This is a genomic window from Nocardia tengchongensis (assembly GCF_054781395.1).
Genome location: NZ_BAAGUM010000015.1, coordinates 688,305 through 709,477, shown reverse-complemented (window position 1 = coordinate 709,477; position 21,173 = coordinate 688,305). Strand labels below are relative to the sequence as shown.

Here is a 21,173-nt window from a genome sequence, read left to right as displayed (position 1 = left end):
TCCTTTGATGCAGAGGTGAGAGTTATCGGGTTGCGCGCCGCGACAGGAGCGCTTGCAGCACGACCAGCCCGCCCAGGACCAGCACCGCCACACCGACCGCCCGCAGTCCGGCATCGGCGCCGCACACGAACGCCGCGACCACGTCATCGGCCCGCCCGGGTGCGGCCGCCAAAGCTTGGGCGACGGTGTGCGTGCCACCGGCCCGCAGATCCTCGGGCAGGGCGGATGCGAAACGGGCCGTGGCGACGGTGCCGATCACCGCGACACCCAGTGCGCTGCCGAACTCGCGTGTGGTGGCCTGCAATCCTGCGCCCACCCCGGCCAGCGCTTGCGGAAGCGATCCGGTGATCGCCCCCGACAGCGTCGGAAGCGCCAGCGTCACACCGACACCGGTGACCAGTAGCCACCCCGCATACACCGCATAGGGGGTGTGGGAGCCGCAGGTCGACAGGCCCAGCAGTCCACCGCCCACGAAACCGAACGCCACCGCGATCGTCGCGTCCAAACCGATCCGCCCGACCAGCCGCCCCACCTGCCGTGCACCGACGATCACCGGCACGGTCAGCGGAATCACGCCCAGCCCGGTGCGCAGCACCCCGAATCCCTTGACGTACTGCAGAAACGACGCATTCACATAGAACAACGCGAACATGCCGAAGAACACCGTCGTCATCCCCAAGCACGCACTACGCAAACCGGGCGAAGCGAACAGTCGCGGATCCAGCAGCGGATGCTCGACCCGCAACTCCACCACCGTCCACGCCACGAAAAGCACAGCAGCACTGACGAACCCGGCGACAACCAAGACGCTACCCCAACCCGCCACCGGCCCCTCGACGATGCCGACCAGCAGCGCCACCGACGCCGCCACCAACAGCAGCGTCCCGATCGGATCCAGGCGGCGATCATGGCGCGCCGACACCGGCGCGACCCACCCCGCCAGTGCGGCCAGCCCCAACGCGATCGGCGCCCCGGCCACGAACAGCCATCGCCACGAGCCGCCCGAGAGCACCGCCCCGCCACCGACATTGCCCAGCACGCCACCGATCCCGGTCATCGACGCCCATGTCGCGATCGTCGCGGCCTTGCGTTGGGCGGGCACGGCGTGCAACAGCACCGCCAGCGTGTTCGGCAGCACGGCCGCGGCCCCGGCGCCGGTGATCGCGCGACCCGCCAGCAGCACAGCCACATTCGGGGCCGCCGCCGACGCCAGCGCGCCCACCGCGAACACCACCAGCCCGCCCAGCAGCACGCCCTTGCGGCCGAAACGGTCGCCGGCCGCGCCACCGGGGATCACCAGGCAGGCGAACACGATCACATAGGAGTCCACGATCCACACCAGCGCCGACGCCGAGGGATGTAAGGGGCTGGCGGCCAGCATCGGGACGGCCAGGTTGATCGCGGCGACCATCCCGACCACCAGCACCACACAGGCGCACATCACCGCCACCAGCCCGCGCCTCACCGGACTCGGCAAGACCGCGGTATCGCGGTTCACGAGGTTCATTTGCATGCACTGCACGCTATTGACCAGTCATATATCTGTGCCACGCAACTTCGGCAACCTTGGATTGCATAGGATGCAACAATGACCGAGCAGCTCGACCTGAACCTGCTGCGCGTGTTCGACGCGCTGCTGCAGGACAGCAGTGTCACCGCCGCGGCCGAGCGCCTGCACCTGTCGATCCCGGCGACCAGCCGTGCGCTGGGCCGGTTGCGGCGGGCCATGGGTGACCCGATCCTGGTGCGTGCCGGGCGCGCGATGGCGCCGACCCCATTCGCGCTGCGTACCGCGCCCCGAGTGAGATCCCTGCTCGAGGAAGCCTCGGCGCTGATCAGCGCCGATCGCGCGATCGATATCGCCTCTCTGAAGCGCACTTTCGCGATCCGCATCAACGACGGTGTCGCCGCGACCCTGGTCACCGCGGCCGTCGAAGCGACCGCCGCTCATGCCCCCGGAGTGGTCCTGCGCTTCGTCCCCGAAGGCAACGAAAGCCTCGAAGCCTTGCGGGACGGCTCGGTCGATCTCGACATCGGCGCCGACACCACCACCGCCCCCGACATCCGGTCGGCCGTGCTCTACCGTGAACGCCTCGTCGGCATCGTGCGCGCCGACCATCCCCTGGGTAGGCACCGCCGCCCCACCCTCGCGCAACTGTGCCGCCACCCGCACGTGTCGGCCTCGCGACGCGGGCGCGCCCACGGCCCCCTCGACGAGGCGCTCGCCGCCGCGGGCCTGCACCGCCACGTCGCCGCGGTCGTCCCCACCTCCGCCCTTGCCGCGCTACTGGTTTCGGCGACCCCCAATGTCGGGCTGGTCCCGCAACGGCTGGCCGAACAGTACGCGGACACCTTGGGGCTGCGCTGGTTTCCCATTCCCGCAGCCCTGCCCGAGGTCGACATCCGCCTGCTCTGGCACGCCCGCCTCGACGCCGACCCCGCCCAACGCTGGCTGCGCGACACCCTGCGCACCGCGCTGGGAACGGCAGAGACGTCAGCGTTCCCGTAGCGCGGGCGCCGAAACCTCGAGCCCCACTCCGAAAATTGTCCCAGACACACCTTGTGGGGGTTGTGGTGCCGCCGCTACCGTGGATCGATGACGACCTCGCGCTCCGCCGCCGCTGCCGGACTGCCCACCGGGGTGCACGGCACCGCCGACCCCCGATTCGATTCCGCTGTCAAGACATTCGCCCGGGTCCTGGCGGGCCGCCGCGGCAACGGCGGCGCCCTGGCGGTCTACGAGCACGGGCAACCGGTCGTCGATGTCCACGCCGGGTCCGCCGACGCGCACGGCACCGCCTGGACCGCCGACACCGGCGCCATGGTGTACTCCGCGTCCAAAGGTGTCTCGGCCACCGTGCTCGCGCGCCTGGCCGACCGCGGCCTGCTCGACTACAACGCCCCTGTCGCCGAATACTGGCCCGAATTCGCCGCGCACGGCAAAGGTTCCATCACCGTCACCGAACTGCTCAGCCACCGCGCGGGCCTGTCCGCGCTACCGGCCACCACCCCCGGCGAGGTGCTCGACCACGAACTGATGGAGGCGCGCCTGGCCGCCGCGAAACCCGATCACCTGCTGGGCAAACCGATCTACCACGCGCTCACCATCGGCTGGCTGATGAACGGTCTCGCGCGCGCCATCACCGGCCACGACATGACCCGCCTCTACCGCAGCGAGGTCGCCGAACCCCTCGGCGTCGACGGCATCCACCTGGGCCGCCCGCCGGCCGGGGCCCGCACCCGGCCCGCCGACCTGGTCGGCTCCCTGAAAACCCTTGCCGAACGCACGATTCCGGGGCCGGTCGCCACCGCGGTGCCGCAACTGCCGCGACTGCTGCGCTCCCCGATCTCCTCGATCTATGTGCCGGGCCTGGAATCGATCTTCCGTGGCGACCGCCCCGCCATCCTCGACACCGCGCTGCCCGCCGGCAACGCCGTGTGCACCGCGCCCGCCCTGGCCAAGATGTACAGCGCCCTGGCCTGCGACGGCTACGTCGACGGCCGCCCCTACCTGTCGGCCGAGACCGTGCGCGGGCTGCAACGCATCCGCACCTACCAGCTCGACCGCGCCCTGGTGATCCCGTTCTGGCACGTCGGCTACCACAGCTTCCCGTCCCCGCACGCGCCGCGCGGCTACGGGCACATGGGCCTGTTCGGGTCGATGGGCTGGGCCGACCCCGACTCCGGCATCGCCGTCGGATTCGTCCACAACCGCATGTCACTGGGCTGGAGCCCACTCGACCAAACCCTGTTCGTGGGCCTGCTGCACCTGATCATGCGCGGCGCCCGCCAACCCGCGGCCTTCGCCGACCAGCGCACCGCCGGAGCCGCCTGACCCACGCCGAGGGCGGCCGTCGGTGTCGGAAACCGCGCGGCCGCCCCGCGATTCGATCTTGTCCCCAGTCTGAAACCGGTTCTAGATTGGGGGGCATGTGGGGAGAATCCGAGAACAAGCTTGCCATCCGCAATGTCCGTGTCTTCGACGGCCGGGAGATCGGTGAACCGACGACCGTGGTGATCGACGGCGACCGGATCGGCACCGACCCCGAGGGTGCGCAGATCCTCGACGCCCAGGGCGCCATCCTCATCCCCGGCCTCATCGACGCCCACGTGCACCTGGACAGCCCCGAGGCGCTCGATCACTATGCCGCCCACGGCGTCACGACCGCCCTGGACATGGGATCGGTCGACACCGCACTGATCGCGGCGCTGCGCGCCCGGACCGCCACCACCACCGTGCGCAGCGCCGGCGCCCCGATCATCGGCTCGGCGGGCGTGCACGCCCAGGTCCCCGGTATCGCCGAGGTCGGCATCATCGCCGGTCCCGAGCATGCCGAAACCATGGTGGCCCAGCGTGTTTCGGCCGGCAGCGACTACATCAAGGTGATCCTGGAAGCCCCCGGCGAAGGCGGCCCCGACGCCGACACCGCCAAAGCCGTCGTCACCGCCGCCCACGCCCGCAACCTGCGCGTCATCGCCCACGCCTCCACCCCCGGCGCCTACGCGATGGCCATCGACGCCGGCGCCGACATCCTCACCCACGTCCCCATCGGCCTGCGCATCCCCGCCGCCGACATCGAACGCCTGGCCACCGGCGCACATCAGGTCGTCCCCACCCTGACCATGATGGAAGGCGTCGCCGAGATCTACGGCGTCAGTGCCCATTTCGCGGCCACCCTGGCCACCGTCGCCGCCCTGCATGCCGCCGGGATCCCCATCATGGCCGGCACCGACGCCAACGACATGCCCGGCATCCCGTTCCACCCTGCCCACGGCGCCAGCCTGCACCACGAACTCGAACTGCTCGTCCACGCCGGCCTCACCCCGGCCGATGCCCTCAACGCCGCCACCGCCATCCCGGCCCGCCACTTCGGCCTCACCGACCGCGGCACCATCACCCCCGGCCTGCGCGCCGACCTCGTCCTGCTCGACGCCGACCCCCTCGCCGACATCACCGCCACCCGCGCCATCCGCAAGATCTGGTGCGGGGGCGCCGAACATGCTCCCGCACAACCGATCACGGACTGAGGCGAACCGAACCTAGTCGCCACTGTCCTTGCGGGCCTTGCTCGGCTGCACACGCGGAGGCTCGTTGGGCATCTTCGGATAGACCGGGGGCCAGGGGGCGTCCATCAAGCCCGCGGCCATGTCCTTGTCCGACATCTCCAGCAGGGGAGTCAAGGACTGCGGGGTGCGGTCGGCCCACGGATCGCCCAACTCGGCGACCCGGGCCGGGACCGTGGCAATGGTCAGCTCGTCGGGCACGATGGTGGCCAGCTCGTCCCAGGAGATCGGGGTGGAGACCTGCGCGCCGACCTTCGGGCGCGCACACCAGGCGCCGAAAACCGTTTTGTGGGGGGCGTTCTGGTTGAAGTCGACGAACACCCGCGACCCGCGTTCCTCTTTCCACCAGGCCGCGGTGATGTCGTCGGGGTGGCGGCGTTCGAGCTCACGGGCCAAGGCCACCGCCGCCGCGCGTACCTGATAGCCGTCCCACTGCGGCTCGAGCATCGCGTACAGGTGCAGGCCCCGCGAGCCCGAGGTCTTCACCCGCACATCGATACCCAGCTCCGTGCACAACTCGCGCGTGGCGAACGCCGCGGCGCGCAGATCGTCGAAACCGATACCGGGGGAGGGATCGAGGTCGATGCGCAGTTCATCGGTCACCCCGGTCGGCGGCAGCACGGTACCGGCGGCGTCGAGAACCGGCGGGAACGTCGACGCGGCTTCCGCGCCGGCATGGGTGGGCCACACGTGAAAACCCAAGCAGCCCAAGTTGACCGCCCACACGATATGCGCCATGTCCACCGCCACCAGCGCGTCGCTGGTGGTGCCGTTGGGGGTGGAGACGACGGTGGTCTGCAGCCAGTCCGGCGCCGAGGACGGCACCCGCTTCTGGAACCACGACTTGCCCGACGCCCCGTCGGGGTAGCGTTCCAGCAGCACCGGCCGCCCACCGATGGTGCGCATGATCGGATCGGCAACGGCCAGATAGTAATTCACCAGATCCAGCTTGGTGTCACCGCGTTTGGAGAAATACACCTTGCCCGGATTGGACACCGACAGCGTGCGCCCGGCCACCTCCACCTGCACCGAATCACTCACCGCGCGGTCCCTTTCGACTGTCTGGCCTCGGCGAAGATATCGGCCAGCTCCGCGGGCGCGACCTCGTCGAGCTGAGCGTACGTACACGAGGCGGGAGTGCGGTCGCTGCGGAAACGCACCAGTCGCCCGCCGTGCCGGAACCGCCCCGCCATCACATGCTCATAGCGCACCTCGGCCACCAGCTCCGGGCGCAACGCCTCCCACGACAGATCCTTGCCGCCGGTCCAGCGGCTCACCCCGCCGGGCATCTTGCCATCGGCCTTGGCCTGGGCGGCCGCATCGGCCCAGGAACGCCACGGATGATTCTCGAGCGCGTTCTCCCGCAACGGGGCCAGCTCCTCGACCAGTTCCGTGCGCCGCGCCGCGGTGAACGAGGACGCCACCCCCACATGATGCAGATTGCCCTCGTCGTCGAACAGGCCCAGCAGCAGCGACCCCACCCCCTGACCGTCCTTGTGCCAGCGGAATCCGGCCACCACACAGTCGGCGGTGCGCTCATGTTTGATCTTGAGCATCACCCGCTTGTCCTGCAGATACGCCAGATCCGACGCCTTGGCCATCACCCCGTCGAACCCGGCGCCCTCGAACCGGGTGAACCAGTCCTGCGCCACCTCCGGGTCGGCGGTGATCGGGGTCAGATGCGTGCCCGCGTGCGAGCCGTCGAGCACCGATTCCAGCAGCGCACGCCGCTCGGCGAAGGGCCGCCCGGTCAGATCCTCGTCGCCGAGCGCCAGCAGATCGAAGCCCACGAAACTGGCCGGAGTCTCCACCGCCAGCTTGTTCACCCGCGACGCGGCCGGATGCAGCCGCTGCTGCAAGGTGTCGAAGTCCAGGCCGTTCTCGGTGACGACCACGATCTCCCCGTCCACCACACAGCGCGGCGGCAGCGCTTTACCCAGTAGTTCCACCAGCTCGGGGAAATACCGGGTCAGCGGTCGATCATTGCGGGAACCCAGTTCGATCTCGGGTCCATCGCGGAAGACGATGCAGCGGAAGCCGTCCCATTTCGGTTCGAACACCAGCCCCGGATCCCGGGGCAAGTCCGAGACCGATTTGGCCAGCATCGGTTTCACCGGTGGCATGACGGGCAACAGCACACGGCCTCCTCGGTTCGCGACGGATCCGAGACCGATCGTAATGCGAACCGGTCAGTTTTCGAGCCACCCGTGCGCATCGGCGAACGCGGTGAGCCGGTCACGAATGGTGATGATCTCCGCCGCGGTCAACTGCGGGGAGGCATCGAGCAACAGTTCGGTGATCAACCGGCGATGCTCGGCCGCGCTCATCTGCCCCGACCCGCGATGCTCCTTACCCTTGTGCCGCACCGGCGCCGCCGTCTGACCCGGCACCACCGCCAGATTGATCGCCTTGGGACCCCGATCACCCTCGGTCACATCGAATTCGAAAACCCGCCCCTGCCGCAGCTCGTCCTCATCCAGCCCGATGTCGTTGACATGCACGAACACATCCGGCCCGCCATCTTCCGGGCGTATGAACCCGAAACCCCTGGAACTGTCGAACGACACCAATTTCCCGATGGACACCTGAACACCCGCTCCTCGTCGCCGCGTCCCTCTCGCGGTCACTTTAGTCCGCAGGCTGATCATTGTTGGAAGAAAGTGCCTTTTGCAACGAATTGAAGACCGTCAACCCCTGACCCACCATGCCGTTGACGAGCTCCGACACCCCGTCGGGACCATTGAGCACCGTCAGATTCGCGTTCGACAACCCGCCCGCGGCCTGCTTCACGATCTCGGGCAACTGCTCGATCAGCAGCTGATCGAGCGCGATCCGATTGTTCGACGCCGCCGCCTCGGCCTGGATACGCGTGCGATCGGCCTCGGCCTCGGCCAGGATGCGCACCCGATCGGCTTCGGCGCGAGCGGGTTTGACCACCTCGGCCTGCAACTGCTGCTCACGCAACTCGGCCTGCTTGCGCGCCTGCTCGGCCTGGGCGGCGAGCACCTCCTGCATGGCGGTGGCCTGGGCGAGCGGACCGGCCTGGGCGGCTTCGGCATTGGCCTTGTCGATATCGCGCTGATACTGCGCCTTGAGGATCGCGGTCTCACGCTGATACTCGGCCTGCTTGCGCTGGGACTCCTGCTCGGCCTGGGCCGCGAGCTGTGCGGCGGAGGCCTGCGCGATCTGCGCGTCCCGCTGCACGGCGGCATTGTGCGGGGCGGCCAGCGCGGCGATGTAGCCCAGATTGCCGTCGTCGATGTGCTGGATCTGGAACGAGTCCACCCACAACCCGATATTGCTCATCTCCACCTTCGAGGCCACCAGCACCTCGTCGGCCAGCTTCTGGCGCTCACGGATGATCTCCTCCACCGTCATCGAGCCCACGATCGAGCGCAGATGACCGGAGAAGATGCGCCCGGTCAGCACACTCATCTCCTTCTCCTGCTCGGACAGGAACCGTTGCGCGGCATTGACGATCGACTGGGTGTCGTTGGCGACCTTGAACGCGATCACCGCCCGCACATCGAGCTGGATGGCCTGCTTGGTGACGCAGCGCTCGCCGATCTCGGCCTCGAACATCGCCAGCGACAGATACCGCACCTTGCGGAACAACGGCACCACCCAGGCGCCGTGACCGATGATCACCCGGAACGGCGCGCCGCCGTCCTTGCCGTGGCGGCCACCGCTGACCAGCATCGCCTCATCGGGATCGGGAACGTGATAACCCAGCATCGTGTGACTCCCCTTGTGGTTCTTTCAAAGCATTCCGAGTAATCGATCGCCCGGAAGCGGGACCCACGCAACAACATCGACGAGACGACCGGGATGGGCGGCCACCACCAGCACCGAGGCGCCGGCGGGCAGCGGCTCGCGGGCACGCGCGATATAGAGCTCGGTTCCCCCTCGGATGGCGACCTGGACCTCACCGAGAGCGTCCGCGCCCCGGATCGGCGAGGTCAGCGTACCGGTCAAGCCCACTACCGGGTCGGTCATCGCGTGTGTTCTCCTCACCGGCGCACCGCTCGAGATCGCCAGCGTACGCGCGGGGCCCGACGTCGCGGGGCCGTCACGAAATCGCTCCAGGTTTGCTACTGCTCGATATGCTTTGGTGATCCGACTCCGAAGCGACCCGTCCGCGCTAGAGAGGACCTGCGCATGGCCATCGAGAGAAAAATGTGCTGGTTTCACGACCGACCGGCTGGCAGGCTGAAGCGGTGACCACCCCTCCGGATACCGAGGCGGCCGACGCCGCCGACGACAAGCTGGACATCGGCGTCTTCAAGATCGCCGGTGTCGTGGTGCTCGGCGCCATCATGTCGATCCTCGACGTCACCGTCGTCACCGTCGCCATCCCTACCTTCCAGCACGACTTCAACACCACCTACGCCATCGCCGCCTGGTCCATGACCGGCTACACCCTCGCGCTGGCCACCGTCATCCCCCTGACCGGCTGGGCCGCCGACCGATTCGGCACCAAACGCCTCTACATGATGGCGCTGGTGTTCTTCGTGATCGGCTCGGTGCTGTGCTCGACGGCCTGGAACATCGAGTCCCTCATCGCCTTCCGCGTCATCCAGGGCCTCGGCGGCGGCATGCTCATGCCACTCGGTATGACGATCATGACCCACGCCGCGGGCCCCACCCGCATCGGACGCGTCATGGCCGTGCTCGGCGTGCCCATGCTGCTGGGCCCCATCGGCGGCCCCATCCTGGGCGGCTGGCTCATCGACTCCTTCAGCTGGCACTGGATCTTCCTGATCAACCTGCCCATCGGCATCATCGCGCTGATCCTGGCCTACACGATCTTCCCGCGCGACAATCCCGAACCCTCGCAGAGCTTCGACTTCCTGGGCATGCTGCTCGCCTCACCCGGTCTGGCCGCCTTCCTGTTCGGCGTGTCCTCCATCCCCGGGGAAGGCACCATCAAATCGGCCAAGGTCCTCATCCCCGCCGTCATCGGCCTGGCACTGCTGATCGCATTCGTCTTCCACGCCCTGCGCACCGAACACCCGCTGATCGAACTGCGACTGTTCAAGAACAAATCGCTGCGCTACGCGGTGATGACCATGACCCTGTTCGCCATGGCGTTCTTCGGATCCGGGCTGCTGCTGCCCTCGTATCTGCAGCAGGTGCGCGGCGAATCCACCCTGGCCGCCGGTCTGCTCATCGCCCCGCAAGGCCTGGGCGCCATGCTCACCATGCCCATCGCCGGCCGGCTGGTCGACAAGATCGGGCCCGGCAAGATCGTGCTCACCGGCATCAGCATCATGACGGTGTCGATGGCCGCACTGACCCAGGTCAAGGCCGACACCCCGTATCCGCTGCTGTGCGGAGTGCTGTTCGTGATGGGTCTGGGCATGGGCTGCACCATGATGCCCACCATGACCGCCGCCATCCAGACCCTCACCCACGGTGAGGTCGCGCGCGGCTCGACGCTGATGAACATCGTCAACCAGACCGCCGGATCCATCGGCACCGCAACCATTTCCGTGGTGCTGACCACCCTGCTCAACCACCGCCCGGAAGCGAAGATGGCCATCGCGTCCAACTACGATCCGCGGGTGGCGCAGCAGGTGCCGGCGCCGGTGCTGGCCCAGGGCTTCGACCAAGCCGCCCAAGCCTTCGCCCACACCTTCGTCGTGGCCACCGTGCTGCTGCTGGCCACGCTGATCCCGGCGTTCTTCCTGCCCCGCACCAAACCCGCCGCACCCGCCGCGGTCGACGCACCCGCGGTCGTGCACTGAGCAATCGCGTCACCGAAAGGCCCACCCGGAACATGCGATCCGGGTGGGCCTTTCGTATTACTCAGTGCCGGGGCCCGGTGCTCGCCAGATGCTCGGCGTAGAAGAACAACAACCCCGTCGCCGCCGAAATCGCTGCCAGCAGCCAGAACCGGATGATGACCGTCGTCTCGGGCCAGCCGGTCAGCTCGAAATGATGATGGAACGGCGCCATCTTGAACACCCGGGTGCGGGTGGTGCGGAACATGACGATCTGCAAGGCCACCGACACGATCTCGGCCACGAACAACGCCCCCACCGCCACCATCAGCAACTCGGTGCGCGTGGTGATCGACAACCCCGCCAGCAGCCCGCCCAACGCCAGCGACCCGGTGTCACCCATGAAGATCTTCGCCGGCGCCGCGTTCCACCACAGGAATCCCACACACGCCGCCGCGCCCGCCGCGCACACCACCGACAGATCCAGCGGATCACGCACCGTGTAGCAGCCCGGCACCGCCTTGGTCGCGCACGCGTGCGCATACTGCCAGAACGTGATCAGCAGATAGGAACCCAGCGCCAACCCCATCGACCCCGCCGCCAGACCGTCGAGACCGTCGGTGATGTTGACCGCGTTCGACCACGCCACCACGATCAGGCACACCACCAGCAAGAACCCCGCCACCGCCAGCGACACCGTCGAGATGTCGCGCACGATCGAGATCTGCTTGCTGCCCGGCGTCAGCCCCGACCCGCCCCGGAACTGCAACGCCAGCACCCCGAAAACCACCGCCGCGCACAACTGTCCGACGATCTTGCCCGACGCGGTCAACCCCAGACTGCGCTGTTGCGATAACTTGACCGCGTCATCGACGAACCCCACCGCACCCAACGCCGTCGCCAACCCCAGCACCAACAGCCCCGACGCCGAGGGCCCGCGCCCCTCGAAATGCCGGCCCACCAGCGTCGCCGCCCCGTACCCGCACCACAGCGCGACCAGGATCGCCACCCCGCCCATCGTCGGGGTCCCGTGCTTGGCCAGATGACTGGCCGGACCGTCGGAGCGGATCGCCTGCCCGAGCCGGCGCCGGGTGAACAATCGAATCAGCAACGGCGTCACCGTGATCGACACCACCAGTGCCACCAGCGCCGCCACCAGAATCTGCCGCATCCGGCCCCCCTTCCAACCCGAAATCCGGTCACATGCTAACCGTCGCCGGAACCGAACGGGCCCCGCGATTGTTAGCGTGAGGTATGGACCCAGTGGGCGTGCGCCGCGAACAACTGCGAGAGTTCCTGCGCGGCAGACGCGCCCGCATCACCCCCGACCAGGTCGGACTGCCCGCCGCCGGGCGCCGCCGCACCCCGGGCCTGCGCCGCGAAGAGGTCGCCGTCCTCGCCGGAGTCGGCGTCTCCTGGTACACCTGGCTCGAACAAGGCCGCGACATCACCGTCTCGGGCGACGTCCTCGACGCCGTGGCCGCCGCCCTGCGCCTCGACGCCACCGAACGCGGCCACCTCTACGTCCTGGCCGGACTCAACCCGCCGTGCCGCGCCGGAGACTCCGGCACCGACGTCACCGCCGAAACCCGCAACCTGCTCGACGCCTGGGGAACCCGGCCCGCGGTGCTGCGCGACCGCTATTGGAGCGTGCTGGCCTACAACGACGCCGCCCGCGCCGTCTTCGACTACGACGGCCCCGGCCACAACTGCCTGATCACCTACTTCACCAACCCCCGCTACCTCGCCATGAAACAGGTGTGGGCCCACGGCGCACCCGCGGTCGTGGCCGCCTACCGCGCCGACTCCGCCACCTGCCCCGGCGATCCCGGATTCGAGGCCGTCGTCACCGAACTCGCGAAGCGCAGCCCCGAATTCGCGACCCTGTGGGCGCGCCACGATGTCGGTGCCGCCGCCCAAGCGGTCAACGCACTGCACCACCCCCACGCCGGCGAGCTGCACTTCGACACCACCACGCTCACCCTGGCCGACCGGCCCGATCAGCACGTGGTGCTCTACAACCCGCGCCCCGACACCGGCACCGCCGAAGCCCTCGACCGCCTGCACCGCCTGCGCCTGGCCCCACCCGCCTGACAATCACGGCGGCGTGAACAGGGGAGACGCCAGCGTGAAGGTGGTGGTGTCACACCCACGATAAACACGCACTGTTTGCCCCGCGCCGGCCCCGGCACGCTGAAGCCATGACGCACAACGCATCCCGCTTCGACCACAAGATCGCCCTCATCACCGGCGGCAGCAGCGGCATGGGCCTGGCCACCGCGCAGCGCCTCATCGACGAAGGCGCGCACGTCATCATCACCGGTCGCGACAAAGCCCGCCTCGATGACGCCGCCACCGCCCTGGGCCCGCGCGCCACCGCGATCGCCGGCGACATCACCGACCCCGACGACCTCGCCGCACTGACCCGCACCATCACCGAACAATTCGGTCGCCTCGACGTGGTGTTCGTCAATGCCGGTATCGGAGCCTTCCAACCCCTGACCGCCGTCACCGCCGAGGAATTCGACCGCGTCGTCGCCATCAACGTCAAGGCGGCCTTCTTCACCATCCAGGCCACCGTGCCGCTGCTCGGCCCCGGCAGCGCCATCGTCGTCAACGCCTCCTTCGCCCTCTACCGCGGCGCCCCCGGCGCGGCCCTTTACAGCGCCACCAAGGCCGCCGTCCACAACGTGGCCCGCACCGTCGCAGCAGAGCTGGCCCCCAAGGGAATTCGCGTCAACTCGATCAGCCCCGGCTACATCGACACCCCCGCCTTCCGCGCCGAAGCCTCCCCGCAAGCCCAAGCCGCCGCCGGATCCCTCGTCGCCACCGGACGCATCGGAACATCCGACGAGGTTGCGGCCGCTGTTGCGTTCCTGGCCTCGTCCGACGCCTCCTACATCACCGGCATCGACCTGCTCGTCGACGGCGGCCTGACCACCCTCGTCCCCTCCGCCATGGTCTGAACCGTGCTCACTGCTCGGTTTCCACCGGCCGCGGCACGGTGCGCCAGCCGACACTGGTCACCGAAGGCTCCAAGCTCAACCGGCTCACCGCGGACTCCATCTGACGATCGTCACGACGATCGCCGGTGAGTTCGGCCCGCACCTGCACGCGGCCCGGGGACGTGTCATGACTCGAGATCGACACCAGCCGCAAGTCGGTGCGCGTCAACGACTGCACCAGCAGCGCCCGCACCTGCGCCTCGTGGGCGTCGTCGGTATCGGCGTGGAAGGCATACAACGCGTCCTGGGCGTCGGTGCCGTCGGCGATCGGGCGGTCCACCGACCGGGCCACGGTGCGCAGCGCGGTATTGACCACCACCACCGCGACCGTGCCCGCCGCGGCCGTCGAGTACATGCCGGCACCGGCGAGCGCACCGACCGCGGCCGAACACCACAGGGTGGCAGCGGTATTGAGGCCGCGGATATTGAACCCGTCACGCAGGATCACACCCGCGCCCAGGAAGCCGATACCCGAAACGATCTGCGCGGCAACGCGGGTCGGGTCGGCGGTGGCGCCGTTGAAGCCGTGCGCCGACAACAGCACGAACAGCGTCGCACCGGCCGAGACCAGCGCGTTGGTGCGCAGACCGGCCATGCGGGCACGGAACTGACGCTCGAATCCGATGATCGCGCCCAACCCGACACCGGTGGCCAGGCGGAGCAGCATTTCCCAGGTGGTCATCTCGATCTCCCAGCAGATGACGGCGCACTCAGGAATCGGACGCTACCGGGAACGGGGTAACCGCCGAGGAATAAGTGGAGTGTCGCCTAGTGAACGATTGGCTAACGGAACTCGGTCCCGGTCCATCGGGCACGCCCACCACCTCCTCGGCACATATCGACAACGCGACGCCACAGCGTCGCGTGCATGCCGGGGGAGTGGGACCGGCGGGGATTCGCCGGTGCGGTACCACCCCTCGTAAGACCTTCAGCACTCCACGGCGTAACCCGCCACCTGGGCGGGAGCCGGTCGGGGCGTCCCCTTAGCTCGGGGAAGCCTGTCCTGATCCGGGGCGTCTCTCGACGTTCGGGATCGCCGGCCTGTATCCGTGAAGGAGCCTCAGCTAACGACGGCACCTTGCGTCAGCGAGTAAACACCCGTACGCGCCGATCGGCAACCCGATGTGACCGCCGTCGCCCCGCACCCGCCCGGCAACCCGGGCCGGTGTCAGCCGCGATACATCCCGCGGTAGGCGTCGATGGTCTGCACCAGATGATCGACGATCTGCTCGCGGGTAGCGCGCAGCGTGCCGTTGAGCCACGCCGAGAACATGCCCGCATTGCCGCTGGCCATGGTGACCGCGGCCAGCCGCCGCCGCACCGGATCGTCGATGTGGGCGAACAGATGATCCTGGATCAACCGGGTGAAGGCGGGCATCACCGCGATCGTGGTCTGTCCCAGCCCGGTCGAGGAATACGGCTCCACCAGAAACAGCCGCGACTTGCGCGGATCCTGAAGCACCTTGTCCACCAACGTTTCCGACAGCGCCCGATCGCGGTCGGGAGAGTCGGCGACGGCGAACGCGGTCATCGGATCGAGGAACTCGTCGGCGATCTGGCGATAGAGCACATCGAGCAGCTCGTCGCGGCTGGCGAAGGATTCGTAGAAATAGCGGTCGGTCAGTGTCGCGCGCCGGCACACCGCGCGCATGGTGACCGCGCCCGCCCCGGACTCGCCGATCAGATCCAGTGCGGCCTCGAGCAAGGCGGTGCGGCGCGCCTCACGGCGTTCGGTGAGGGTCGTTCCACCCCAGATGCGGGGCTCCTCGGAGGGAGGCTGCTCGGTCTGCACCGGGTCAAGAGTAATGCCCGGGCCCGGGTGTGAGCGCACACCCGGCCCCGGACCGGCCGATACGCGAACCCATCGGCCGGCTCGGCTCACCGGCGGGCGACCCGAGAATGCGCGGGTGAACCCGCCGCGCTCACTTGGTGACCACGCAGGCGCTGCCCAGATTGATGCCGGTATTGACCGTCACCGTCGCCCACTGGGAGCCGTTGTAGGTCCAGGCCTGCACGTAGTGCGTCCCGGTCGAGGTCGGTGTCCAGCTCGAGGTGGCGGTACCGCCGGTGCCCAGGCTGAACTGCTGTGGATTGAAGCTTGCCGCATTGCTGTCGTAGAGCCACACGTACTCGTTCGGACTGCCGTTGACGGTGACGGTGTAGGCGCAGTTGGTGCCGTAGCCGCCGCCGATGCTGGTTCCGGTGGCGATGTTCACGCTGCTGACGTAGGCGGCCGCGTCGGGCGCGGCCAGGACGAGCGCCGCGGCCGCGGCGGTAGCGGTGGTGAACGCGGCCAGAGCCGACTTGCGTGACCGAATCATTGTCGATCATCTCCCCAGATGAACGGGTGAATGAAAACTGCGACGCCATTGGCGCATACATGCAGTGTCGGCGTTGCGCACCCCCGATACGCCCGTATCGGACCAGTCGTTGCCGACCCGTCGGTTCGCGCGCCCGGAAGATGATCTCCGGCAACCCTTTCGCTGCACCACCCTGGTCGCGAAACGTCAACAGCCCCTAATGATCCCCTAATTCCCACGCTCACATCGCATTTCAGCAACTGCATCGCTAACGTTCTGTTTGTCCGAAGTGCCCGGGTGAAAAAGCGCAGACACCCAGCGGTACACGACGACGGCGAGTCCTCTTCCCCGAGACTCGTCACCCCGCGTCCCCGCCGCGCAGCGGGCGCCGCGATCCCGGCGGCGCCGGGCCGACCCCCGATCCCGGCCCGGCGCCGCCGCCGCGCATCCAGGACCGATTCCGCCACAAGGTGAGCGCGGATCGCCCGACGCTGCAATGATCGACCCAGTTTGGATTCAGTTCGGGGCGGCATTGCGAATCAACCTGTGCTCGTGGACTGTTCGAGGTGCAGAAGGATCGACCAGTATGACCGCAAGCCGGTACGCCAATAGCCCCGCCGTTGCCGAGGCCGTCGAACCATCCGGATGGGGGCGGCATCTGGGCGTCGGCGACGACATCGCCGACAGCCTCGACGCCGGACAACTGGGCACCCTGATCTTCCTGCGGAAACTGCTGCGCTGCTGGTACATCGCCAATACGCTGCTCGCGCTGGCCCTCGGAGCGGGCCTGGGACTGCTCGCCTGGCAGTACGGGCAACGCACCTACGGCGACTGCTCGACCGGCACCACCTGCTACCCCGGCTGGGAGTTGCTGGTACTGGGAATCGGCAGCGGCGTCATCGCCGCGGTCCTCGTTTTCGTGGCGGTCTCACTGCCCTGCTTCGTGATCGGCTACGCCATCCGCTGGTCGGCGCGCGCCATGGCCGACCGCAACACCGCGCCCGAGCACCACTACCCGCCCGAACCGCAGCGCGCCCCCGACCGCCACGAATGGCGCACCACCGAGCAGCCACCCCGCCGGCCCGCGCGCACCGAGCAGAATCCGCCACGCCCCGCGCGCGGTGAACAATCCCCGCAGCGCCCGATCCGCGGCGAACAGCCCGCCCGCCGCCCGGCGCGAGGCGAACAACCGGCCCGCCGCCCCGCGCGGACCTAGACCCCGGGCTCCCCGGGAGCCGTTGCGCCGGCGACGATGTCGCGCAGCGCCGCGATGTGCCCGTCGAACGCGGCGCGCCCCGCCGCGGTCAGGCGCGCCCGCACCTTGCGGCGACTGCCCTCGAGGCGACGCTCGGTGCTGACATAACCGGCCTCCTCCAGGGTCGCCAACTGCTTGGACAACGCCGAATCCGACAGTCCCAGGCGGTCTTTGAGGAACGCGAACTCCGCCCAATCGGCCGCGGCCAGCGTCGCCACCAGCGTCAGCCGGGTACTGGGATGGATCAATTCGTCGAAGCGGGCGATACTCACGCGCGCACCCACCGGCGCAGCACCCGCAGCAGCTCCGGACCGCCGAAACCGATCACCGCGGCGACCAGCAGCGCCGACCAGCTGCCCGGATGCCCGGCACCGTCCGCGTCCAGGGCGATGGCCGCGACCACCGTGACCCCGACCAGCGCCACCAGCATGCCGATCACCACCAGCGGGGTGCGACGCCCCGCGACATCGGCGCTGAGCTGGACCCCGCCGGTGCGATGACGCCCGCCGAGCAGCCGCGAGGCCAGGGTCGCGTGCCCGGCCCCGAACGCCAGGGTGGCCGCCGCGACCAGCCAACCGGGTCCCAGATCGCCGAGCACACCCAAAACCAGCCAGCCGCAGGCCATTCCCCACCAGTATCCGCGCGGCAGCCCGACCTCGCGGGCCATCTGCCGCCGCGCCTGCCCGGCCGCATCCAGCGCGGCGCGGGCCTGATCCGGAGTGATGCCGTCCATGATGACCCCTCACTTTCCTACTTGGAAAGTAAGACTCCACTTTCCCGGTAGGAAAGTCAAGGGTGTGGCCGTTTCAGCCCAGCAGCTCATCCAGGTAGCACCAGCGCCACGACTCGCCCGGCTCCACACTGCGCATCACCGGGTGCCCGGTGTTGTTGAAATGGTTGGTCGCGTGATTGCCGGGCGAGGAGTCACAGCACGCCACATGCCCGCACTCGAGGCACATCCGCAGATGCACCCACACCAGACCCTCGTCGAGGCATTCCCCGCACGCCTCCGGGGTGTCGGGCACCCGCACGCACGGCGCCTCCCGCAGATGCTCACACGCTCCCGGCGGCATCGGCACCCGCAGCGGGGTTCCGTCGTCCTCGTCGGCCTCGGCGACGCGATCGATGGTCGACTCCTCGATGTCGAGGGTGGCCATCACCGCCTGCAGCACTTCCTGATCCACCAGCCCCGAATCCCGGATCCGCAGCACGGTGTCGCGTTCGGCGGCCAGCATCGCCAGCCGCAACCGGCGGTACTCGCCGCTGGGGGTCACCCGCTGGGATTCGGAGCGGCCCAACAGCTCCCACGCCGACTGGGCTCGCACCACCACCCGATTGCGCAGCGCGTCCACCACATCCGGGGGCGTTTCGGGCGCGATGTTCTCTTCCAGCGCCTTCAACCCCGCCGTGGTCGCCTGTTGCAGCAGGTTCGCCTCCTGCAACAGGTCCTCGGCGCGGCTGGGCCCGCGCAACCGCAACAGTCGCACCAGCCACGGCAGCGAGAGTCCTTGCAGCAGCAGCGTTCCACCCACCACTACGACCGCCAGCAGCCGTAGCGTGTCCAGCTCCGGGGTGTCGGCCGGCAGCAGCAGTGCCGCGGCCAGCGTCACCACCCCGCGCATGCCCGCCCACGCCACCACCGCCGGTCCGGTCCACTCCGGCTTGGGTTTTCCCTGCCGCCGCCCCTCGATCTGCCAGGCCGCGTACGTCGCCGGGAACACCCACACCGGCCGCACCACGATCACCGTCACCAGCACCACCGCGCACGTGGCCAGCAGCGTCGTATGCGGCAGATCGCTGTGCCAGGCGGCCTCGACGATGTGGCGCACCTGCAACCCGATCAGCAGGAACACCGCGCTCTCGAGGATGAAGGCGATGGTGCGCCAGTTGGTGTGCTCGGCGATGCGCGAGGCCGCGCTCTGCCACTGCGGCGCACCGTGACCCAGGATCAGCCCGCAGGTCACCACCGCGATCACCCCCGAGGCGTGCACGGCCTCGGCGGGCAGATACGCGATCCACGGCGCCAGCAGCGACACGCTGGTGTCGAGCACCGGATCGTTGATGCGCCGGCGCAGGAACGCCAGGATCATCGCCGCGGCCACACCGAACAGCGCGCCACCGCCGGCCGCGCCGATGAAACTCGCCCCGGCCTGCCACAGGGTCACGCTGCCCGCCATCGCGGCGACCGCGGTGCGCAGGGTGACCAGCGCGGTCGCGTCGTTGAACAGCGACTCGCCTTCGAGCAGGGTCACGATGCGGCGCGGCATCCCGACCCGGCGCGCGACCGCGGTGGCCGCGACCGCGTCGGGCGGGGCCACGATCGCCCCGATCGCCACCGCCGCGGAGAACGGCACGGGCAGCAGCCAATACACCACCGCGCCCACCGCGAACGCGGTGAACAACACCAACCCCACCGACAGCAGCGTGATCGAGGTCTTCTTGGGCCGGAAATCCACCAGGGAGGTGCGGATCGCGGTCGTGTACAGCAGCGGGGGCAACAGCCCCAGCAGCACCAGTTCGGGTTCGATGTCGAACTCCGGCACGAACGGCAGATACGACGCGATCACCCCGGCGATGGTGAGCACGAACGGCTCACCCAACCCCAACCGGCGCGCACCGGCCGCCAGTGCGACCGCGACCGACACCAGCACTACGAGTCCGAACGCCCACTCCACGTGATCATCGTGCCAGCCGGTCTGCCCGATCAGGGCATCGGCTCGCCCCGGCCACACGACCGGGCCCACCTGGGCGGTGCCGGCGCGCGGCGCTCAGCGGCGTGGCAGCCTCAGTCGGCGTGCCCGGAGCGCGATCGAGTGATCGCGAAGACCCCGATCCGGGCGGCCAGCGCGACCAGCCACAACACCACACCCACCATGTTGAACACCGGCCCCCCACCGGTATAGGAACCGACCAGGATGGAGACGACACCCGCCGAGAAGCACAGCACGGTGGTGGCATGGCAAACGGTCAAGGTGATGCGCAGGTCGGTGTCCGGACCCGCGGCGCGCTCGATGCTGATGGTGAAACTCCTGGCAACACTGTTGAATTCGACCCGCTGCACCTTAGCGCCCCGAACCCTGAACCGCCGAGTCCACCGCCCAACCCTCCGACAGTCCGCCGATAGCCGCCCGGTTGCTCTGGGACTCAACAGGATTCGCGGCAACTCTGCCGGGCTACTTCACGCAGATCCAGGTCCCGCCCTCTTCGCGGGCTTCCATCTTCGGCGACTGGTATTGCCATATGCAGGCGATTTGCATGTCGATCGGGGCTTGGCACACCCAGGTCATCCGGTCGACCACCGCCGGGCGGACCTCGTTGCTCGTCGGGAACGTAACCCGGCAGTAGCCGAGCATGTCCCGTATGCCGCCTTTGGCGTTCTGCTCGGGGGTGAAACACATTCCGCTGTAAGGGTCGTTCATCGAGAACGTCAAATGCAGCCCGGACTGCTTGTACTGCCAGTCGCAGGCCTTGCCGAGATCGATGGCGGCCTGGCAGGACTGGCCCTCGACGTGGTCGTAACCATAGGACACGCAGTATTGCTGCAGGTCGAGTCCGCCGATCGAGGTGGACGCCGGCGATCCGGATGCGGAGGCGGGCTCGGCGCGATGGCCGCCGACGGCGAATCCGATGGCGAATACCGCGGCCGCGACCACCGTCGCCGCCAAAGTGACCAACGCCCACTTCGGAATTCGTTCCAACAGTGGCGCGATCAGCTTGCCCATCACCGCGTCCAGGAATGGCGAAATGAACCGTTCGAACACGACCGCCCCCTGTTTTGCTGCTCACCCGACCCCACCGAATTCTATCGCTCCGCCAGGGGGTTCCA

At 68.7% G+C, this 21,173-nt stretch carries 22 protein-coding genes and 1 riboswitch; of the genes, 7 read left to right on the top strand and 15 right to left on the bottom strand.

The genetic code is table 11. The features are described from left to right. Nucleotides 1-22: 22 nt before the first annotated feature. The gene (locus tag ACYVKL_RS29925; RefSeq protein WP_379166488.1) at nt 23-1,513 is read right to left on the bottom strand and encodes an MFS transporter; all 1,491 of its coding nucleotides are present in this window, start codon (nt 1,511-1,513) and stop codon (nt 23-25) included. A 75-nt stretch (nt 1,514-1,588) separates the two neighbouring features. Here ACYVKL_RS29925 and ACYVKL_RS29920 point away from each other — a divergent pair, with 75 nt between their 5' ends. The 3 genes from ACYVKL_RS29920 to ACYVKL_RS29910 all read left to right on the top strand — a co-directional run bounded on the left by ACYVKL_RS29920 (nt 1,589) and on the right by ACYVKL_RS29910 (nt 5,028). Next, nucleotides 1,589-2,509 (top strand): LysR family transcriptional regulator, encoded by a 921-nt coding sequence (locus ACYVKL_RS29920; protein ID WP_379166487.1) that lies wholly within the window; start codon nt 1,589-1,591, stop codon nt 2,507-2,509. Between the two features lie 87 nt (nt 2,510-2,596). Then, nucleotides 2,597-3,835, top strand: a complete 1,239-nt coding sequence (locus ACYVKL_RS29915; protein WP_379166486.1) for a serine hydrolase domain-containing protein — start codon at nt 2,597-2,599, stop codon at nt 3,833-3,835. A gap of 95 nt (nt 3,836-3,930) precedes the next feature. Then, complete coding sequence (locus ACYVKL_RS29910; protein WP_379166484.1) at nt 3,931-5,028, top strand: amidohydrolase family protein; 1,098 nt, start codon at nt 3,931-3,933, stop codon at nt 5,026-5,028. Nucleotides 5,029-5,040: 12 nt separating this feature from the next. Here ACYVKL_RS29910 and ACYVKL_RS29905 read toward each other — a convergent pair whose 3' ends face one another. The 5 genes from ACYVKL_RS29905 to ACYVKL_RS29885 form a co-directional block, all read right to left on the bottom strand. Next, the gene (locus ACYVKL_RS29905) at nt 5,041-6,105 is read right to left on the bottom strand and encodes a DNA polymerase domain-containing protein (protein WP_379166483.1); all 1,065 of its coding nucleotides are present in this window, start codon (nt 6,103-6,105) and stop codon (nt 5,041-5,043) included. Next, nucleotides 6,102-7,202, bottom strand: coding sequence for an ATP-dependent DNA ligase (locus ACYVKL_RS29900; protein ID WP_379166482.1), 1,101 nt, complete (start codon nt 7,200-7,202; stop codon nt 6,102-6,104). Before ACYVKL_RS29900 ends, ACYVKL_RS29905 begins: the two co-directional genes overlap by 4 nt. Nucleotides 7,203-7,253: 51 nt before the next feature. Beyond that, a complete protein-coding gene (locus ACYVKL_RS29895; RefSeq protein WP_379166721.1) occupies nt 7,254-7,631 on the bottom strand; it encodes a cold-shock protein in 378 nt (125 codons plus the stop codon). A gap of 61 nt (nt 7,632-7,692) precedes the next feature. Then, on the bottom strand, nt 7,693-8,799 hold the full coding sequence (locus ACYVKL_RS29890; RefSeq protein WP_213555608.1) for an SPFH domain-containing protein: 1,107 nt from the start codon (nt 8,797-8,799) through the stop codon (nt 7,693-7,695). Nucleotides 8,800-8,823: 24 nt separating this feature from the next. After that, on the bottom strand, nt 8,824-9,060 hold the full coding sequence (locus ACYVKL_RS29885; RefSeq protein ID WP_357200153.1) for a hypothetical protein: 237 nt from the start codon (nt 9,058-9,060) through the stop codon (nt 8,824-8,826). Nucleotides 9,061-9,281: 221 nt separating this feature from the next. On the opposite strand from ACYVKL_RS29885, the gene ACYVKL_RS29880 reads away from it, so the two are divergent. Then, complete coding sequence (locus ACYVKL_RS29880; protein WP_379166481.1) at nt 9,282-10,811, top strand: DHA2 family efflux MFS transporter permease subunit; 1,530 nt, start codon at nt 9,282-9,284, stop codon at nt 10,809-10,811. A 61-nt stretch (nt 10,812-10,872) separates the two neighbouring features. Here the strand turns inward: ACYVKL_RS29880 and mraY are convergent, their stop codons facing one another. Further along, nucleotides 10,873-11,958, bottom strand: a complete 1,086-nt coding sequence (mraY, locus tag ACYVKL_RS29875; protein WP_213555611.1) for a phospho-N-acetylmuramoyl-pentapeptide-transferase — start codon at nt 11,956-11,958, stop codon at nt 10,873-10,875. A gap of 83 nt (nt 11,959-12,041) precedes the next feature. Here mraY and ACYVKL_RS29870 point away from each other — a divergent pair, with 83 nt between their 5' ends. Both ACYVKL_RS29870 and ACYVKL_RS29865 read left to right on the top strand, forming a co-directional pair. Then, complete coding sequence (locus tag ACYVKL_RS29870) at nt 12,042-12,881, top strand: helix-turn-helix transcriptional regulator (RefSeq protein ID WP_379166480.1); 840 nt, start codon at nt 12,042-12,044, stop codon at nt 12,879-12,881. Between the two features lie 107 nt (nt 12,882-12,988). Further along, nucleotides 12,989-13,753, top strand: a complete 765-nt coding sequence (locus tag ACYVKL_RS29865; RefSeq protein ID WP_379166479.1) for a glucose 1-dehydrogenase — start codon at nt 12,989-12,991, stop codon at nt 13,751-13,753. Between the two features lie 7 nt (nt 13,754-13,760). Here ACYVKL_RS29865 and ACYVKL_RS29860 read toward each other — a convergent pair whose 3' ends face one another. From ACYVKL_RS29860 to ACYVKL_RS29850, 3 genes are all read right to left on the bottom strand, one after another. Next, the gene (locus ACYVKL_RS29860; RefSeq protein WP_379166478.1) at nt 13,761-14,474 is read right to left on the bottom strand and encodes an MgtC/SapB family protein; all 714 of its coding nucleotides are present in this window, start codon (nt 14,472-14,474) and stop codon (nt 13,761-13,763) included. Between the two features lie 223 nt (nt 14,475-14,697). Continuing rightward, a riboswitch (M-box (ykoK) riboswitch) is annotated at nt 14,698-14,871 on the bottom strand. An 89-nt stretch (nt 14,872-14,960) separates the two neighbouring features. Next, nucleotides 14,961-15,584 carry a TetR/AcrR family transcriptional regulator gene (locus tag ACYVKL_RS29855; RefSeq protein ID WP_379166477.1) on the bottom strand — a complete coding sequence of 208 codons (624 nt, stop codon included), beginning with the start codon at nt 15,582-15,584 and terminating at the stop codon, nt 14,961-14,963. A 130-nt stretch (nt 15,585-15,714) separates the two neighbouring features. Continuing rightward, the gene (locus ACYVKL_RS29850; protein WP_379166476.1) at nt 15,715-16,113 is read right to left on the bottom strand and encodes a hypothetical protein; all 399 of its coding nucleotides are present in this window, start codon (nt 16,111-16,113) and stop codon (nt 15,715-15,717) included. Nucleotides 16,114-16,678: 565 nt separating this feature from the next. Between ACYVKL_RS29850 and ACYVKL_RS29845 the strand changes: the two genes are divergently transcribed. After that, nucleotides 16,679-17,308, top strand: coding sequence for a hypothetical protein (locus tag ACYVKL_RS29845; RefSeq protein ID WP_379166475.1), 630 nt, complete (start codon nt 16,679-16,681; stop codon nt 17,306-17,308). Here ACYVKL_RS29845 and ACYVKL_RS29840 read toward each other — a convergent pair. The 5 genes from ACYVKL_RS29840 to ACYVKL_RS29820 form a co-directional block, all read right to left on the bottom strand. Next, complete coding sequence (locus ACYVKL_RS29840) at nt 17,305-17,619, bottom strand: transcriptional regulator (RefSeq protein WP_379166473.1); 315 nt, start codon at nt 17,617-17,619, stop codon at nt 17,305-17,307. The genes ACYVKL_RS29845 and ACYVKL_RS29840 overlap by 4 nt on opposite strands. After that, the gene (locus ACYVKL_RS29835; RefSeq protein ID WP_213555619.1) at nt 17,616-18,080 is read right to left on the bottom strand and encodes a hypothetical protein; all 465 of its coding nucleotides are present in this window, start codon (nt 18,078-18,080) and stop codon (nt 17,616-17,618) included. Before ACYVKL_RS29835 ends, ACYVKL_RS29840 begins: the two co-directional genes overlap by 4 nt. Nucleotides 18,081-18,153: 73 nt before the next feature. Then, nucleotides 18,154-20,079, bottom strand: a complete 1,926-nt coding sequence (locus ACYVKL_RS29830) for a Na+/H+ antiporter (RefSeq protein ID WP_379166472.1) — start codon at nt 20,077-20,079, stop codon at nt 18,154-18,156. A 53-nt stretch (nt 20,080-20,132) separates the two neighbouring features. Next, entirely contained in the window at nt 20,133-20,408 is a 276-nt protein-coding gene (locus ACYVKL_RS29825; RefSeq protein ID WP_379166471.1) for a hypothetical protein, read from the bottom strand. Nucleotides 20,409-20,520: 112 nt separating this feature from the next. Then, entirely contained in the window at nt 20,521-21,069 is a 549-nt protein-coding gene (locus ACYVKL_RS29820) for a hypothetical protein (RefSeq protein ID WP_379166470.1), read from the bottom strand. Nucleotides 21,070-21,173 lie beyond the last annotated feature (104 nt).

What these genes read in the sequence shown, in the direction of transcription:
- ACYVKL_RS29925 (WP_379166488.1), bottom strand. Translation starts at nt 1,513, where the DNA reads ATGCAAATGAACCTCGTGAACCGCGATACCGCGGTCTTGCCGAGTCCG.
- ACYVKL_RS29920 (WP_379166487.1), top strand. Translation starts at nt 1,589, where the DNA reads ATGACCGAGCAGCTCGACCTGAACCTGCTGCGCGTGTTCGACGCGCTG.
- ACYVKL_RS29835 (WP_213555619.1), bottom strand. Translation starts at nt 18,080, where the DNA reads ATGGACGGCATCACTCCGGATCAGGCCCGCGCCGCGCTGGATGCGGCC.
- ACYVKL_RS29850 (WP_379166476.1), bottom strand. Translation starts at nt 16,113, where the DNA reads ATGATTCGGTCACGCAAGTCGGCTCTGGCCGCGTTCACCACCGCTACC.
- ACYVKL_RS29820 (WP_379166470.1), bottom strand. Translation starts at nt 21,069, where the DNA reads ATGGGCAAGCTGATCGCGCCACTGTTGGAACGAATTCCGAAGTGGGCG.
- ACYVKL_RS29885 (WP_357200153.1), bottom strand. Translation starts at nt 9,060, where the DNA reads ATGACCGACCCGGTAGTGGGCTTGACCGGTACGCTGACCTCGCCGATC.
- ACYVKL_RS29890 (WP_213555608.1), bottom strand. Translation starts at nt 8,799, where the DNA reads ATGCTGGGTTATCACGTTCCCGATCCCGATGAGGCGATGCTGGTCAGC.
- ACYVKL_RS29870 (WP_379166480.1), top strand. Translation starts at nt 12,042, where the DNA reads ATGGACCCAGTGGGCGTGCGCCGCGAACAACTGCGAGAGTTCCTGCGC.
- ACYVKL_RS29860 (WP_379166478.1), bottom strand. Translation starts at nt 14,474, where the DNA reads ATGACCACCTGGGAAATGCTGCTCCGCCTGGCCACCGGTGTCGGGTTG.
- ACYVKL_RS29915 (WP_379166486.1), top strand. Translation starts at nt 2,597, where the DNA reads ATGACGACCTCGCGCTCCGCCGCCGCTGCCGGACTGCCCACCGGGGTG.
- ACYVKL_RS29865 (WP_379166479.1), top strand. Translation starts at nt 12,989, where the DNA reads ATGACGCACAACGCATCCCGCTTCGACCACAAGATCGCCCTCATCACC.
- ACYVKL_RS29910 (WP_379166484.1), top strand. Translation starts at nt 3,931, where the DNA reads ATGTGGGGAGAATCCGAGAACAAGCTTGCCATCCGCAATGTCCGTGTC.
- ACYVKL_RS29845 (WP_379166475.1), top strand. Translation starts at nt 16,679, where the DNA reads ATGACCGCAAGCCGGTACGCCAATAGCCCCGCCGTTGCCGAGGCCGTC.
- mraY (WP_213555611.1), bottom strand. Translation starts at nt 11,958, where the DNA reads ATGCGGCAGATTCTGGTGGCGGCGCTGGTGGCACTGGTGGTGTCGATC.